Source organism: Pandoraea aquatica, from assembly GCF_902459565.1.
Taxonomy (GTDB): Bacteria; Pseudomonadota; Gammaproteobacteria; order Burkholderiales; family Burkholderiaceae; genus Pandoraea; species Pandoraea aquatica.
On record NZ_CABPSN010000009.1, the window covers coordinates 183,179 to 197,633 of the forward strand.

The 14,455-nt window shown below is 64.1% G+C and carries 16 protein-coding genes; 6 read left to right on the forward strand and 10 right to left on the reverse strand.

Annotated features, from left to right (window positions below):
- The first annotated feature begins 1 nt into the window (after position 1).
- From fliM to fliR, 6 genes are read left to right on the forward strand one after another with little or no spacing between them, the layout of a single operon-like run.
- A complete protein-coding gene (fliM, locus tag PAQ31011_RS23305) occupies positions 2-1,000 on the forward strand; it encodes a flagellar motor switch protein FliM (protein WP_039394002.1) in 999 nt (332 codons plus the stop codon).
- Positions 1,000-1,440 carry a flagellar motor switch protein FliN gene (fliN, locus tag PAQ31011_RS23310; protein ID WP_039394006.1) on the forward strand — a complete coding sequence of 147 codons (441 nt, stop codon included), beginning with the start codon at positions 1,000-1,002 and terminating at the stop codon, positions 1,438-1,440. Before fliM ends, fliN begins: the two co-directional genes overlap by 1 nt.
- A complete protein-coding gene (gene fliO / locus PAQ31011_RS23315) occupies positions 1,437-2,033 on the forward strand; it encodes a flagellar biosynthetic protein FliO (protein ID WP_246179748.1) in 597 nt (198 codons plus the stop codon). Before fliN ends, fliO begins: the two co-directional genes overlap by 4 nt.
- Positions 2,033-2,863 (forward strand): flagellar type III secretion system pore protein FliP, encoded by an 831-nt coding sequence (fliP, locus tag PAQ31011_RS23320; protein WP_150578052.1) that lies wholly within the window; start codon positions 2,033-2,035, stop codon positions 2,861-2,863. The genes fliO and fliP overlap by 1 nt, the downstream gene beginning before the upstream one ends.
- 16 nt (positions 2,864-2,879) lie before the next feature.
- Positions 2,880-3,149 (forward strand): flagellar biosynthesis protein FliQ, encoded by a 270-nt coding sequence (gene fliQ / locus PAQ31011_RS23325; protein WP_039394013.1) that lies wholly within the window; start codon positions 2,880-2,882, stop codon positions 3,147-3,149.
- Positions 3,150-3,170: 21 nt separating this feature from the next.
- Positions 3,171-3,962: a flagellar biosynthetic protein FliR gene (fliR, locus tag PAQ31011_RS23330; RefSeq protein WP_150578053.1), complete on the forward strand. Its 792-nt coding sequence runs from the start codon at positions 3,171-3,173 to the stop codon at positions 3,960-3,962.
- 103 nt (positions 3,963-4,065) lie between these two features.
- Here fliR and flgL read toward each other — a convergent pair whose 3' ends face one another.
- The 10 genes from flgL to flgC form a co-directional block, all read right to left on the reverse strand.
- Positions 4,066-5,301 (reverse strand): flagellar hook-associated protein FlgL, encoded by a 1,236-nt coding sequence (flgL, locus tag PAQ31011_RS23335; protein ID WP_150578054.1) that lies wholly within the window; start codon positions 5,299-5,301, stop codon positions 4,066-4,068.
- 18 nt (positions 5,302-5,319) lie between these two features.
- The gene (gene flgK / locus PAQ31011_RS23340; RefSeq protein ID WP_150578055.1) at positions 5,320-7,308 is read right to left on the reverse strand and encodes a flagellar hook-associated protein FlgK; all 1,989 of its coding nucleotides are present in this window, start codon (positions 7,306-7,308) and stop codon (positions 5,320-5,322) included.
- Between the two features lie 132 nt (positions 7,309-7,440).
- Positions 7,441-8,328, reverse strand: a complete 888-nt coding sequence (gene flgJ, locus PAQ31011_RS23345) for a flagellar assembly peptidoglycan hydrolase FlgJ (RefSeq protein ID WP_150578056.1) — start codon at positions 8,326-8,328, stop codon at positions 7,441-7,443.
- Position 8,329: 1 nt separating this feature from the next.
- Positions 8,330-9,421, reverse strand: a complete 1,092-nt coding sequence (locus PAQ31011_RS23350) for a flagellar basal body P-ring protein FlgI (RefSeq protein ID WP_174990246.1) — start codon at positions 9,419-9,421, stop codon at positions 8,330-8,332.
- A 113-nt stretch (positions 9,422-9,534) separates the two neighbouring features.
- Positions 9,535-10,257 (reverse strand): flagellar basal body L-ring protein FlgH, encoded by a 723-nt coding sequence (locus PAQ31011_RS23355; RefSeq protein ID WP_217424890.1) that lies wholly within the window; start codon positions 10,255-10,257, stop codon positions 9,535-9,537.
- A gap of 62 nt (positions 10,258-10,319) precedes the next feature.
- Positions 10,320-11,102: a flagellar basal-body rod protein FlgG gene (gene flgG / locus PAQ31011_RS23360; RefSeq protein WP_039394029.1), complete on the reverse strand. Its 783-nt coding sequence runs from the start codon at positions 11,100-11,102 to the stop codon at positions 10,320-10,322.
- A 55-nt stretch (positions 11,103-11,157) separates the two neighbouring features.
- Positions 11,158-11,901: a flagellar basal body rod protein FlgF gene (locus PAQ31011_RS23365; protein WP_046290182.1), complete on the reverse strand. Its 744-nt coding sequence runs from the start codon at positions 11,899-11,901 to the stop codon at positions 11,158-11,160.
- A gap of 43 nt (positions 11,902-11,944) precedes the next feature.
- On the reverse strand, positions 11,945-13,201 hold the full coding sequence (flgE, locus tag PAQ31011_RS23370; protein ID WP_039394035.1) for a flagellar hook protein FlgE: 1,257 nt from the start codon (positions 13,199-13,201) through the stop codon (positions 11,945-11,947).
- Between the two features lie 91 nt (positions 13,202-13,292).
- Positions 13,293-14,021: a flagellar hook assembly protein FlgD gene (gene flgD / locus PAQ31011_RS23375; protein ID WP_150578057.1), complete on the reverse strand. Its 729-nt coding sequence runs from the start codon at positions 14,019-14,021 to the stop codon at positions 13,293-13,295.
- A gap of 24 nt (positions 14,022-14,045) precedes the next feature.
- Positions 14,046-14,450, reverse strand: coding sequence for a flagellar basal body rod protein FlgC (gene flgC, locus PAQ31011_RS23380; RefSeq protein WP_039394038.1), 405 nt, complete (start codon positions 14,448-14,450; stop codon positions 14,046-14,048).
- Between the last annotated feature and the right edge of the window lie 5 nt (positions 14,451-14,455).

A 14,455-nucleotide genomic window follows, 5' to 3' on the forward strand; every position in this document is an offset into this window, starting at 1 on the left:
CATGGCGCATGAGGAGTTCCTGTCGCAGGAAGAAGTCGATGCCCTTCTAAAGGGTGTCACCGGCGAACAGGATGAACGGTCGGAGTCGGAAGATCATTCCGGCATTCGGCCATACAACATCGCGACGCAAGAGCGCATCGTGCGCGGGCGCATGCCCACGCTCGAAATCATCAACGACCGCTTCTCGCGACTGTTCCGCATTGCGCTGTTCAACTTCATGCGCCGCAGCGCCGAAATTTCGGTCAGCCCGGTGCGCGTGCAGAAGTACAGCGAGTTCATTCGCAACCTGCCTGTCCCGACCAACCTCAACCTGGTCCACATCAAGCCGCTGCGCGGCACGGCGCTGTTCGTGTTCGATCCGAACCTCGTGTTCCTCGTGGTGGACAACCTGTTCGGTGGCGACGGCCGGTTCCATACGCGCGTCGAAGGCCGCGACTTCACGCAGACCGAGCAACGCATCATCGCGCGCCTGCTCGACCTCGTCTTCGAGAACTACGGGGCGTCGTGGAAGCCGGTGTATCCGGTCGAGTTCGAATACGTGCGCGCCGAAATGCACACGCAGTTCGCCAACGTCGCCACGCCGAACGAAGTCGTCGTCACGACCACGTTCGACATCGAGTTCGGCTCGGTGGGCGGCGAATTCCACATCTGCATGCCGTACTCGATGATCGAGCCGATGCGCGACCAGCTCTCGAGCCCGCTGCAAGGCGAGACGCTCGAAGTCGACAAGCGCTGGGTGCGTCTGCTCTCGCAGCAGGTGCAGGCCGCCGACGTGGAAATCGTGACGAACCTCGCCCAGTTCGACATGACGCTCTCGCAGCTGCTCAACATGCGCGTGGGCGACGTGATTCCGCTCGACGTACCTGAGGTGCTCGAAGCCAAGGTCGACGGCGTGCCCGTGATGCACTGCAATTACGGCGTCTTCAATGGTCAATACGCGCTGCGCGTGAACCAGATGATCAACCATTCGCACAGCGATTACAGCAAGGACAACGAGTGATGAGCGATACCCCTCAAACGCCCGGTGAAGACGCCCAGGCCATGGCGGACGAGTGGGCCAGTGCCATGGCCGAGCAGACCGCTTCGGAGCCTGCACCTGCCGCTGCACCCCAACCCGCGGCAGCCCCGGTGTTCCAGCCGCTCGCCGCGACCGCCGGCAATCCGGCCGGTGCCGCGCACAACGATATCGATCTGATCCTCGACATCCCGGTCCAGATGACCGTGGAGCTGGGCCGCACCAAGATCGCCATCAAGAACCTGCTGCAACTCGCACAAGGCTCCGTGGTGGAACTCGACGGCATGGCCGGCGAGCCGATGGACGTGCTGGTCAACGGTTGCCTCATCGCCCAGGGCGAAGTGGTGGTCGTGAACGACAAGTTCGGCATCCGCCTGACTGATATCATCACGCCATCCGAACGCATCCGTAAGCTCAACCGATGATTGCTTTGAAAGTCCGCGGCACGCCCGTGGGGCGCGCTGCGGCAAGCGCCGCCGGGCCGACGTCCACGCATCGTGTGATGTGCACCCTTCGCAAGCTGGCGCGTCCGCTCTCCCTTCCGACCGGTCTGGCCGTAATCACAGCTATTGCTGGCATGGCCCTCCTCCCCGTCTCCATGGCTCACGCGCAAGGCACCGCTTCGCAAGCGGCGGCCGTGCCGAGCCTCGGCGGTGCGGGTATCGTGCAAACGGGCTTCGGCCTCGTGCTCGTACTGGCGCTGCTCTTCGGGCTGGCGTGGCTCGCGAAGCGCTTCGGGTTGCAACGCCCGCTCGGCGGGAGCAACGTACGCATCGTGGGTAGCGCGGCGGTCGGTCAGCGCGAACGTGTGGTGGTCGTGGAAGTGGCGGGTGACTGGGTCGTGCTCGGCGTTGCCCCGGGTCAGGTCCGCAGCCTTCACGTGATCGACGCCGACCGCGTTGCCGATCATGTCGCCGAATCACCGGCCCCTGCCGTCGCCCATCCGGGTGCGCAAGCCAACCGCGCCGCGCAAGCTTTTGCGCAAAAGCTGCGCGAAACGATGAAAAAGGACACCTGATGTCACGCGGCGTGTTGCTGGCCGGACAAGCACCGGGCCCGGTGCGTATTTTCCGTCCGACGGCCGGTCTGAAGCCGGGTCTCGCGCTCGCGCTGTTCGCGTGCCTGCTTTGCCTGATCGGGCTGACCCTGCCCGTCTCCGCTTTCGCGCAGGCCACGCTGCCTGCCTTCACCACGACGCCATCGCCGGGCGGCGGACAGACGTACTCGCTGTCCGTGCAGACGATGCTGCTGCTCACGTCGCTGGGCTTTCTGCCCGCGATGTTGCTGATGATGACCGCCTTCACGCGCATCATCATCGTGCTTTCGCTGCTGCGTCATGCCATCGGTGTGACGACCTCGCCGCCGAACCAGATCCTGATCGGCCTGGCGCTGTTCCTGACCTTCTTCGTCATGTCGCCCGTGTTCGATCAGGTCTACACGAACGCCTACCAGCCGTTCGCCGCGAACAAGATCAGCTTCGAGCAGGCCATCGACACTGGCGCCAAGCCGTTCCACTCGTTCATGCTCAAGCAAACGCGTGAAGCGGACCTCGCCCTGTTCGCCAAGCTCGCCAAGACGCCGCCGATGAACGGTCCGGAAGATGTGCCGATGCGCATTCTCGTGCCCGCCTTCGCCACCAGCGAACTGAAGACGGCCTTCCAGATCGGCTTCACGATCTTCATCCCGTTCCTGATCATCGATCTGGTGGTGGCCAGCGTGCTGATGGCCATGGGGATGATGATGGTCTCGCCGTCCACCGTCTCACTGCCGTTCAAGCTGATGCTGTTCGTGGTCGTCGACGGCTGGCAACTGCTGCTGGGCTCGCTGGCCCAGAGCTTCACGACGTAGCGGGGAGGCCACCGAAATGACGCCGGAAACCGTGATGGCGCTGGCCCATCAGGCCATGCAGGTCTGTCTGCTGCTCGCCGCGCCGCTGCTGATCGTCGCGCTCGTTTCAGGTCTGCTCGTGAGCCTGTTTCAAGCCGCCACGCAGATCAACGAAATGACGCTGTCGTTCATCCCCAAGCTGCTCGCCGTGTTCATCACGCTCGTGGTCGCAGGCCCGTGGATGCTCAACCTGATGGTCGACTACATGCGCCAGCTGCTCACCGGCATTCCCGGCCTCGTCGGGTAAGCCGGCGCATCGGCCAGCGCCTTGATCAGCTTCACTTACGACCAGCTCTCGAGCGTCATTGCGACGTTCCTGTTCCCGTTCGTCCGCCTGCTTTCGCTGTCCATGACCGCGCCGATCTTCGGCGACTCGCGCGTACCCGGCACCGTGAAAATCGGGCTGGCGGGTATCGTCGCGCTCACGCTGGCCCCGGTCATCGGTCCGGCACCGTCGGTCTCGCCGTTCTCGTGGGAAGGTCTCTGGATTCTCGCGCAGCAGATGATGATCGGCGCAGCGCTCGGCTGGTGCATGCAACTCGTGTTTTCCGCCGTCAGCATGGCGGGCGACTTCGTTGGCCTGCAAATGGGCCTGTCCTTCGCCACGCTGCTCAATCCCAATGCCGACGGCAGTACCGCCGTGCTCGGCATGCTGCTCAACGTCGTCATCATGCTCGTCTTTCTCGCGACGAACGGGCATCTGGTGATGTACGCCACGCTGGTGCAAAGCTTCACGGTGCTGCCGATCTCCGGCACGCCGATCTCGGTCGGCGGCTGGCATTACCTCGCCATGCTCGGCGGGCAGTTGTTCACGCTGGCGCTGATGTTGTCGCTGCCGCTCGTCGCCGCGCTGCTGATCTGTAACCTCGCACTCGGCATTCTGAACCGTGCCGCGCCGCAACTGAACATCTTCGCCGTGGGCTTTCCGCTCACGCTCGGCGTCGGTCTCGTGGTGCTCGAACTGATGATGCCGCGCCTGGCGCCCGTGATGGACCACTTCGTGTCCATCGGCATCGACATGATGATGCGCGCGACGGCTGCGTTTGTGCCAAAGGCCTAAGCAGCCCCAATGGTCTGTCCACCGGCGGCAATCGCCGCCGCCCAAAACAAAGCAGGCCACCCGAAGGTGGCCTGCTTTGTTTTGGTGTCCCTCAATCTCGCGATCAGAGCAAGCTGAACAGCGAGAGCTTCTGCGTCTGAATGAAGGTCTGCTGGGACGCTTGCAGCGCGGCTTGCTGCTGCGCGAACTGGCTCGTCGCCGAAATGATGTCCACGTCCAGCAGATCCTGCATCTGCGACGTGTAAGCGAGATCGTTGGCGCTGCCGATGTCGTTGAGCGTCGAGATCTCGTTCATGCGCGAGCCCACGGTCGTGCGAACGGTCGTCACGTTGTCGTAGGTGTTGCTGAACATCTGGTTGAACGTGGTCAGCGCGTTGCTCAGATTGGCCGAACCGGCTTGACCTTGCGCCGAGATCGGCGTCTTGAGCGTGTTGATCAGCGCTTGCAGGTTGTCGAACACGTTCGTGCTGGACTTGCCCGCCGGATTCACGTTGTAGGTGTCGCCCGTGGCCGGCGCGCCCGTGAACGTCACCGACTTGCCGGCGAACGTGATCGGCTGGCCCGACGTGTACGCGCCCGTCACATCCGCTACGGTCGTGTCCGTCAGATCCTTGACCGTGTAGTTCGTGGTCGGCGGCGTGGTCGTATTGTCGATGGCGAAGCTGATCGAGAACTGGTGATTGGCCCCCGCGTTGCTCGCATCGGTCGTCGAGACCGGCGTGAACGTGGCCGTGCCGGTGTTCGACAGGCTGCCGCTGATCACCGTGCTGGCCGTGGCCGGCTGAATCGCCTGGAAGATGTTCGAGCCGATGTCGTTGATCGCAATCTGACGTCCGCTGCTCACTTGCACATAGCGAAGACCGGTGTCGCCCGCGTAGCTGGCACCCGTCGGCGTGGCGACGTAGGCGGCCGAGCTGCCCATGAAGCCGGAGAACAGGTACTGGCCGTTCGCGTCGGTCGTGTTGGCCAGCGAGAGCAGCTGCTGGTAGCTCGACTGCAGATCGGTGGCGATGGCCGAGCGATCATTGTCGTTGAGCGACGGGCTGCCCGCGGCGATCACTTGCGACATCACGTGTTGCAGCGTGTTGACGATGCTGCCGAACGTCTGGTCTTCGAGCTGGAGCGCCGTCGTCGCCGAACCGCGGTTCGTCGCGTACTGCTTGTTCATGTCCTGGGCTTGCGACACGGCCACGGCCTGTGCCGACGCGAGCGGATCGTCGCTCGGCGTGGTCACGCGCTTGCCCGAGGAGAGCTGTGCCTGCGTGTTGAGCAGATCGGAGACGTTACGGCTCATGGCCGACGACCCCTGATCGAAAATCATGCTGGTGCTGATACGCATTTTTCCGTCTCCTCAGCCTTAGTTGACCATCTGCAGAATCGTGTCGAACAACTGCGACGCGGTCTGGATGACCTTTGAGTTGGCCTGATAGAGCTGCTGGAACTTGATCAGGTTGGCGGCCTCTTCGTCGAGGCTCACGCCGGAATTGGACTGCTGGGCGCTCTTCGCCTGCGTGAGCAGCGTTTGCTGCGCGGCGCTCGTCGCCTTGTAGGTGTTCGTGGTCGAGCCGACGTACGAGACCAGATTGGCGTAGGCGGACGCATAGCTGTCCTTGCCGCCGACCTTGGTCTTGTCGTTCTGCAGCGCCGAGAGTGCGAGGCCGTTACGGTTGTCCGTGGTCGCGCCCGCAGCGTTCGGGGAGATCGTCAGCTTGTCGCCGTCGGCCGGGGTGCCGCTCACGTTCACGGTCATGCCGTTCATCGTGATCTTCGCGCCGTTGGCGGCGTCGTACGGCACGGTGTCGCCAGCGGCGTAGGTGGTCGTCGTGCCGTTGACCGTCACGGTCATCGGCGACGGCGCGACCAGCGTGATCGCACCGGTCGTGGCGTTCTTGCTGAACGTGAACGAGACCGGCGTGGTCAGCACGTTCGACAGGTAATTGGCGTCGACGGACCCCTGATCGGTCTTGAGTGATCCGGTGTTGGTCGTCGGCGTCGACGCGAGGATCGGCGCGGCCAGGGCGATCTTGCCCGGGTCGGTGATCGCCACCCCGATGTTGCCTGCGGCATTGCGCGTGGGCTGGATCGTGAAGCTGTCGCCCGCGACGTTATTGCCGACCGTGACGTTGAAACCGTCGTTGAACGCGTTACCGCTACTGTCCGTGAACGCCAGCGGTGCGCCAGGGGTGCCCGGCACCGGGGCCGTCCACTTCGCACCGTCCGACGAACGGGTCATCGTGTAGTTCGTGCCGTCGAACGTGACGTTGTAGTCGCTGGCCGTGACCTTCGACGCGTCGGTAATCGTCGAATTGAGCACCGCGCCGTTCGAGTTCTTCGTGTTGGCGACGATGGTCGGGTTCGGCACCGTGAAGAGGTTGCCGCCGAGCTGGCCGTACAGGTCCAGCCCGAGCTGGTTCTGCGCGTTCATCGTGCCCGCGAGCGACAAGGCGATCTGGCCGAGCGAATTCTGGGCTTGCGTCAGCGCGCCGCTGCGGAACGACAGAAGACCGGCGAGCGAGCCGCCCGTGATCGACGATTCCGGCACCGGCACCTTGGTGCCGTTGGGCGTCACGTAGGCAATCGTCAGTTCCGACGGGTCGTTGGTCGACGCCATGGTCGTCAACTGGTACGCCGAGTTGCCCGTCACGAGCGACTGGCCGTTACCGACGTAGACGTTGTACGTGCCGTCCTGCGCCTTGACCACATTGGTCTGGATGATGGCGTTCAGGCTGGCCACCGCCTGATCGCGCTGGTCGAGCAGGTCGTTCGGCGAAGCGCCGCCGCCATTGGCTTGCGCCTGCACGATGGCGTCGTTCAGTTGCGCGATCTGCTTGGCGTAGACGTTGATCTGGTCGGTCGACTGGGAAATGCTGGCATTCGTGCTGGAGCGCAGCGTCGACAGCGTGCCCGAGAGCGACTGGAACATGCTCGCCAGCGTTTGCGCCGACGACACGACGGTCGCGCGCGTGGCCGAGTTGGCCGGGGCCGACACGATGTTCTGCAGGTTCGTGAAGAACTGCGACATGGTGGCCGACAGACCGGTCGTCGAGCTGCCCAGCGCGTTGTTGATCTGCGAGATCTGCTGGTAGTACGTATTGAGCTGGCTGTACTGGGTCTGCGCCTGGTTCGTCTGGTTCGACAGGAACTGGCTGTACACGCGCGAGACGTCGTTCACCAGCACGCCCGTGCCGATGTAGCCCGCGCCCGAATACTGGCTGGCGGCCTGCGAATAGTCGACGATCTGACGGTTGTAACCGGCCGTGCCTGCATTGGCGACGTTATTACCGGTGGTGCTGAGGGCGAACTGGGCGGCATTCAGCCCGCTCATGCCAGTATTGATTAGGCTCATGATCTCGCGGCTTGAGTTAGAGGCACGCCCCGCGGTGAAAAGCCCGCTCGCGCACCGTTACCGATGTGTTTACGGCAGTCCGGCGACAAAATTGAGGCCCGGACTCGCTTGAATCTCAGGAATCCCGCGACGTCAGGTGAAGTGTTTCATCACTTTCATCAGCTTGCTGGCGTACTGCGGGTCGGTCGCGTAACCGGCGCGTTGCAGATTGTTGGCAAAGCTCGCGGCGTCGTTGGCGCTCGCCACCACCGACGAATAGCGCGGATTGTTCGAAATCAGCTTGGCGTAATCGGCGAAAGCCTCGTCGTACGAGCCGTAGGTGCGGAACTTGGCCATCACCTTGCGCGGCTGGCCGTTCACGTACTCGGTCGTCGCCACTTCCACGGTCGGACCGTTCCAGTTCTTGCCTGCCTTGATGCCGAACACGTTGTGGCTGGTGCTGCCATCCGCCCGGCGGATCTCGCGCTTGCCCCAGCCCGACTCCAGCGCCGCCTGACTCAGCATGAAGCGCGCCGGAATGCCGCTGTTGGCGCTGGCGTTCTGGGCGGCCGTGGCCATCCGGTCGACGAATTCGCCTGCGGCAGCCGGTGCGTTGTCCGCCACACCGATCGCATCGGCCGAGTTGTAGGCGCGCCCGGCCAGCGGCTGCTGACGGCCCATGGCCGCCGGCGGCAGCGTAGTGCCGGTCTTGGCCAGTTGCTTGAGCATGAGGTCGGCCAGCCCGATGCCCTTGTTCGATGCCAGTTGCTGGGCAAGCTGATCGTCCAGCATGCCGTTGAACATCTTTTCCTGATCGCTGCCGAGCAAGCCGCCGGACATGGTGGCGTCGCGCATGCTCTTGACCATCATCTGCGTGAAGACGGCTTCGAACTGCTTGGCCGCCTGCTGCGTGGCCTGCGGCGTTTGCTGGTGCGCGGCTGCGCGCAGCGCCGAGAGGCCCTGCATTTCGTAGGACGCGCGCTGCGTCAGGTCGGGCAGAGGGGCGCTCGCAGCCCCCGTGAGGCGATTGCTGTCGGCCATATCAGATGATCTCCAGGTCGGCGCGCAGGGCGCCCGAGGCCTTCATGGCCTGCAGAATCGACATCAGGTCTGCCGGACTCGCACCCAGCGAGTTCAGCGCCTTGACGACGTCGGCGAGGTTGGCGCCCGCTTTCACCATCTTGAGCGCGTTGTTCTCCTGTTGAACGGAGATTTGCGAATTCGGGGCCACCACCGTCTGACCGCCCGAGAACGGTGCCGGCTGGCTCACATTGTTTTGCGTGTCGATGACGACCGACAGGTTGCCGTGCGCCACCGCGCATTGCTGGATCGTCACGTTCTGGTTCATCACCACCGAGCCCGTGCGGGCGTTGATGATGACGCGTGCGGCCGTGTTGTCAGGGCGCACTTCCAGGCTTTCGAGCTGTGCGAGGAATTGCACACGCGAGGACGGGTCGGTCGGCGTGCGCAGCAGAATCACGCGGCCGTCGAGCGCCTGTGCGGTGCCGTAGCCGAAGCGGCGGTTCACAGCGTCGACCACGCGCTGCGCGGTCGAGAAATCGGTGGCGTTCAGCTCCATCTGCACGGTACCCGGCTGACCGCCCATGGCGGTCGGCACGGCGCGCTCGACGATGGCGCCGCTCGGAATCCGGCCCGAGGCGAGCTGGTTGATGGTCACGCTCGACCCGTTGGCGGCCGCGCCCGCGCCGCCGATCAGCAAGTTGCCCTGCGCCAGCGCGTAGACCTGACCGTCCGGCCCCTTGAGCGGGGTCATCAGCAGCGTGCCGCCGCGCAGACTCTTGGCGTTACCCATCGACGAGACCACCACGTCGATGGACTGACCGGGACGCGTGAACGCCGGCAGCGTGGCCGTCACCATCACGGCGGCCACGTTCTTCAGCTGCATGTTGGTACCGGGTGCCACCGTGATGCCCAGCTGCGAGAGCATGTTGGTCATACTCTGCACGGTGAACGGCGTCTGGGTCGTCTGGTCGCCCGAGTTGTCGAGACCGGCCACGAGGCCGTAACCGATCAGCTGGTTGTCGCGCACACCCTGAATCGACGCCAGTTCCTTCAGACGCTCGGCGTGCGCCACGCCCGGTGCGAGCAGCACTGCGCCGCCCGCGACGCTCATCGCAGCGGCCACGGCCAGCGTGGAAGCGGAGCGACGGAGGTGGCGAATGGGGCCGAAGGAGCCGGTTGAGCCGGAATTAGGCGCGCGGCGCGACAGGAACGACATGATCGACATCAGAAGGGCGAAACGTTAAGGAAGAAGCGCTGCAGCCAGCCCATGGTTTCGGCTTCGTTGATGTAGCCCTTGCCACGGTATTCGATGCGCGCATCGGCCACCTGCGTCGACGGCACGGTGTTCGCGCCCGAAATGGTCTGCGGGCTGACGATGCCCGAAAACTTGATGTACTCCGTGCCCTGGTTGATCGCGATCTGCTTTTCGCCGGCGACCGCGAGGTTGCCGTTGGAGAGCACGTCCATCACGGTCACGGTGATCTGCCCCGAGAACACGTTGTTGGCATTGGCCGCGCCCTTGGCGTCGAACTTGTTCGAGCCGCTTGCGTCCAGTGCCTGATTATTCAGCACGCCGCCGATCACGCCCGGCGTCTGCGTCAGCGTCAGATTGCCGCTGCCCGCGCGCGTCGTGTTCGCAGCGGAATTCTTGCTCGCCGCCGTGTTTTCGTTGATGACGATCGTGAGAATGTCACCCACGTTGCGCGGACGGCGGTCTTCGAAGAGCGGCCGGTTCGAGTACAGCGGACGGTAGATCGAACCTTCCGGGTCGGCCGATACGGGCGGGGGCGGCGGACGCGTGGTCGTCGGTCCGGTGACGACCGGCTCCTGCGGCACGTAGGCGCAGCCCGCCAGACCGGTCAACGCCACGGCAGCCGCGAGCGCGAGGAACCGAGCGAGGCCCGCGCTGCGTGGCTTGCGTTGAGAAGCGGTCGTGCTTGCGGACATATCGACGTTCATTTCCTAAGTGCTGAATGCGTTCGGTGCTCGTTCGGCGGCTGTCGCCCCGATTACATCTGCGTCAGACGTTGCAGCATCTGATCCGACGCCGTCACGGCCTTCGAGTTGATTTCATAGGCGCGCTGCGCCGAAATCATGTTCACCAGTTCTTCCACCACGTTCACGTTCGACGTTTCGACGTAGTTCTGGTTGAGCACGCCCGCGCCGTTGGTGCCCGGCTGTGCGACGTTCGGCGCGCCCGAGGCGGCCGTCTCGGCGTACAGGTTCTCGCCCATGCTTTGCAGGCCGGCGTTGTTGATGAACGTGGCGAGCTGGAACGTACCGATCTGCACGTTGGCGGTGTTACCCGGCTGCGTGACCGAGACCGTACCGTCGCGTGCGATGGTCAGCGACAGCGCATTGGCCGGAATCGTGATCGCCGGCTGGATCGGGTAGCCCGAAGCCGTCACGAGCTGGCCGTTGTTATCGACCTGGAACGAGCCGTCGCGCGTGTAGGCGGTCGTGCCGTCCGGCATGAGCACCTGGAAGAAGCCGTCGCCGTTGATGGCCACGTCCTTCGCGTTCGCCGTCGACGTCAGGTTGCCCTGCGTGAAGATGCGCTCGGTCGCCGCCGGACGCACACCCGTGCCCAGTTGCAGGCCCGAGGGCAACAGCGTCTGTTGCGACGACTGAGCACCCGGCTGGCGGATCGTCTGATACAGCAGATCCTCGAACACCGCGCGGCCTTTCTTGAAGCCGTTCGTGCTGGTGTTGGCGAGGTTGTTCGAAATCACGTCCATGTTCGTCTGCTGGGCGTTCATGCCGGTGGCAGCGATGTAGAGCGAACGGATCATTTGATGTTTCTCCCCGTGTACGGTGGCTGGCGTCGTCTGGCCGACTGGCCGTCCGTTAGCTGAAGTTCAGCAACTGGTTGGCGGATTGTTCGTTGGTGTCGGCCGTCTGCAGCATCTTCATCTGCATCTCGAAGGCCCGCGACTGCGAAATCATGTTCACCAGACCGCTGACCGGATTGACGTTGCTGGTCTCGATCGAGCCGGCGACCACCACGACATTCGGATCGACCTGCGCCGGTGCGTTGTTGCCCATGCGGAACAGCCCGTCGTCGCCGCGCACGAGGTTGCCCTCGGGCGGGTTGACCAGCTTCAACTGGCCCATCACGGCGATAGAGTTGGGCGGATCGCCCTGCCCCAGTGCCGAGATCGTGCCGTCGGTGCCGACGGTCACGGCAGCGCCCGGCGGCACGGCGGCCGGACCGGCGTCGGTCATGACCGGCAGGCCATGCAACGTGATCTGGCCGTCGGCCGTCATTTCGAGGTTGCCGCCACGGGTGTAGGCTTCGCGGCCCTGCGCGTCGCGCACCGCGAGCCAGCCCTGCCCCTGAATGGCTACGTCGAGCGCACGGCCCGTCTGCTGCATGGCGCCGGGCGTGAAGTCGGTGCCCGGCGTGGACGTCGTCACGAACGTACGCGTGCCGGTCGAACCGTCGGCCCCGCGCACCGGCGCCTGACGGAACGCCGAGAGCTGGGCACGGAAGCCCGGCGTCGAGACGTTCGCCAGATTGTTGGCGGTGGTCGATTGCTGCTCCATCGCCTGCTTTGCGCCGGTCATGGCGATATAGATCAGACGATCCATCGACGCCCCTCCTGCAAGTTACGCATACGCGCCGCTCCGTGTCTTACAGGTTGACCATCGTCTGCATCAACTGGTCTTCCGTCTTGATCGTCTGCGCGTTCGCCTGATAGTTGCGTTGCGCGGTGATCATGTGGACCAGTTCGGCCGTCAGGTCGACGTTCGACGCTTCGACGGCACCGGCTTGCAGCTTGCCGAGGTTGGTGCCGCCCGGCACGCCCACGATGGGGATGCCCGATGCGGCCGATTCCGACCAGAGGTTGTTACCCAGCGGGATCAGGCCGTTCACGTTGTTGAAGTTCGCGAGCGCGACCTGACCGAGCACCATCGATTGCGTGTTCGAGTACGTACCGACGATGGTGCCGTCGGCGTTGAACGTGAAGCCGGTCAGGCGGCCCGACGAGTAACCGTCCTGCGTCAGCGTGTTCGGCGTGTAGCTGTTACCGAACTGCGTGGTGCCGGTCAGGTTCAGCGTGAGGTTGCCCTGCGCCGCGCCGTTTCCGTAGGTGATCGTCGGCAGCGTGATCGGGCCGGTCACGGCCGCGCCCGTCGAGTCCGTTTGCGAGACGAGGCTGCCCGACGAGTTGAACGTCAGCGTGCCGATCGGGCCGGCGCCGACTTGCGTCGTGCCGTCGACCGAGGCGTACACGGTCCACGTGGCGTTGTTGGTCGTGGCGTCGACGCTCGTCTTCTTGAAGTACAGGTTGACGTCGTGCGAATTGCCCAGCGAGTCGTAGACCTTGAGCGACGTGGCGTTGGTGTACGAGTTCGGGTCGGTGATCGAGAACGGCGTGGTGTTCACGGCGCTGCGCGAATCGAGGTTGAACTGACCCGTGATCTTCTTGGTGGCCGTCGGGGCCAGATCGCCCGTCGGGATCTGCAGATCGACCGGCGAGACGCTGTTGATGATGCCGTTCGGACCGGCCAGATAGCCGGTCAGGTGATCGCCGTTCGAGTCGACGATGTAACCGTTCTTGTCGAGCGAGAACTGGCCGTTACGCGTGTAGGCGATGGTGCCGTTGTTCGACACGCGGAAGAAGCCGTTGCCGGAGATCGCCAGATCGAGCTGACGGTTCGTGACCGTGATGTCGCCCTGCGTGAACTGCTGCGCGATGGCGGCCACACGCGTACCGATACCGACGGTGTTGTTGCCTGCGCCGAACAGCGAGTTGGCGTAGATGTCGGCGAACTGTGCCTGACCCTGCTTGAAGCCGACGGTGGCCGCGTTGGCAACGTTGTTGCCGATGACGTCCAGGTCCTTGGAGGCGGCGTTCAGGCCGCTCAATCCGGTCGAAAAGGCCATGGTGTTACTCCTGAAATTCGGTTGTCGACGACAGGTATCGCGACGAATACGGTTCGAAAAGAGTTAAGCGCTTACGAATCAGAGCTACGGATCAGAGAATTTCGCGAACGTCGGAGAGCTTGATGTTCGAGCCCGTGCCCACGTTGAGCAGCGGCGAGCCGGTCGTGCTGGCCACCACGCTTTGCACCTGCGCGTACGAGAGCAGCGTCGGCGTCACGGCCTTGCCGTTGGCCGTTGCCGTCACGCTCAGCGTGTACTTGCCGTCGGCCACCGCGTTACCGGCGTCGTCCTTGGCGTCCCAGGTCAGGGCTTGCACGCCCGCATCGAGCGCGCCCGCGTTGACGGTGCGGATCGTCTTGCCGGTGCTGTCCTTGATCTCGATCTTGACGGTGTCGGCATCGCTCGGCAGTTCGAAGCCGAACGGCGTGGCCGTCTTCGTGACGGTGCCGTCGTCGGCCTTGGTGCTGCCTACGCCGATGTTGGTGCCCGGGATCAGCACGCCCTTGCCGACCAGCGCCGCGGCTTGCAGGCTCTGGGTCGAGTTCAGTTGCGAGGTCACCGACGAAAGCGTGGTGTTGAGCTGCGTGATGCCCGAGACCGTGCTGATCTGCGCGAGCTGCGACGTGACCTGCGAGTTGTCCATCGGGTTGAGCGGATCCTGATTGTTCATCTGGGCGACGAGCAACTTCAGGAAGCTGTTTTGCAGATCGTCCGCGCTGCCCGCCGACGACTTCGAGCTGCTGCTGTTCGCAGTGCCGTTGATCGAGTCGAGGAAGTTCTGCGAAAAGTTCGCGGCGTTCGACGTATTGATGCTGGCCATTTCTTCTGGTCTCCGCGCGGCCCCTTACTGGCCGACCGTGAGGGTTTTGAGCATGAGTGTCTTGGCGGTGTTGAGCGCTTCGACGTTGGCTTGGTACGAGCGGGAAGCGGAGATCATGTTGACCATCTCTTCCACCGGATTCACGTTGGGCATGGTGACGTAGCCCTGTGCGTTCGCGGCCGGGTTCTTCGGGTCGTACACGGTCTTGAGCGGCGACGGGTCTTCCACCACGCCGGCGACCTTCACGCCACCGACATCGGTGCCCGTGACCGGATTGACCTGAAACACGACCTGCTTGGCGCGGTACGGCTGGCCATCCGGGCCGGTCACTGATTCGGCGTTGGCCAGGTTGCTGGCCGTCACGTTCATGCGCTGCGACTGCGCAGTCATGGCCGAGCCGGCGACGTCGAAGATGCTCATGAGTGGCATGGCGC

Bases quoted from the DNA above. Each gene is read 5' to 3' on its own strand.
- fliM (WP_039394002.1), top strand. From the start codon at position 2: ATGGCGCATGAGGAGTTCCTGTCGCAGGAAGAAGTCGATGCCCTTCTA.
- fliN (WP_039394006.1), top strand. From the start codon at position 1,000: ATGAGCGATACCCCTCAAACGCCCGGTGAAGACGCCCAGGCCATGGCG.
- fliO (WP_246179748.1), top strand. From the start codon at position 1,437: ATGATTGCTTTGAAAGTCCGCGGCACGCCCGTGGGGCGCGCTGCGGCA.
- fliP (WP_150578052.1), top strand. From the start codon at position 2,033: ATGTCACGCGGCGTGTTGCTGGCCGGACAAGCACCGGGCCCGGTGCGT.
- fliQ (WP_039394013.1), top strand. From the start codon at position 2,880: ATGACGCCGGAAACCGTGATGGCGCTGGCCCATCAGGCCATGCAGGTC.
- flgL (WP_150578054.1), bottom strand. From the start codon at position 5,301: ATGCGTATCAGCACCAGCATGATTTTCGATCAGGGGTCGTCGGCCATG.
- flgK (WP_150578055.1), bottom strand. From the start codon at position 7,308: ATGAGCCTAATCAATACTGGCATGAGCGGGCTGAATGCCGCCCAGTTC.
- flgJ (WP_150578056.1), bottom strand. From the start codon at position 8,328: ATGGCCGACAGCAATCGCCTCACGGGGGCTGCGAGCGCCCCTCTGCCC.
- PAQ31011_RS23350 (WP_174990246.1), bottom strand. From the start codon at position 9,421: ATGAGCGTCGCGGGCGGCGCAGTGCTGCTCGCACCGGGCGTGGCGCAC.
- PAQ31011_RS23355 (WP_217424890.1), bottom strand. From the start codon at position 10,257: ATGTCCGCAAGCACGACCGCTTCTCAACGCAAGCCACGCAGCGCGGGC.
- flgG (WP_039394029.1), bottom strand. From the start codon at position 11,102: ATGATCCGTTCGCTCTACATCGCTGCCACCGGCATGAACGCCCAGCAG.
- PAQ31011_RS23365 (WP_046290182.1), bottom strand. From the start codon at position 11,901: ATGGATCGTCTGATCTATATCGCCATGACCGGCGCAAAGCAGGCGATG.
- flgE (WP_039394035.1), bottom strand. From the start codon at position 13,201: ATGGCCTTTTCGACCGGATTGAGCGGCCTGAACGCCGCCTCCAAGGAC.
- flgD (WP_150578057.1), bottom strand. From the start codon at position 14,021: ATGGCCAGCATCAATACGTCGAACGCCGCGAACTTTTCGCAGAACTTC.
- flgC (WP_039394038.1), bottom strand. From the start codon at position 14,450: ATGCCACTCATGAGCATCTTCGACGTCGCCGGCTCGGCCATGACTGCG.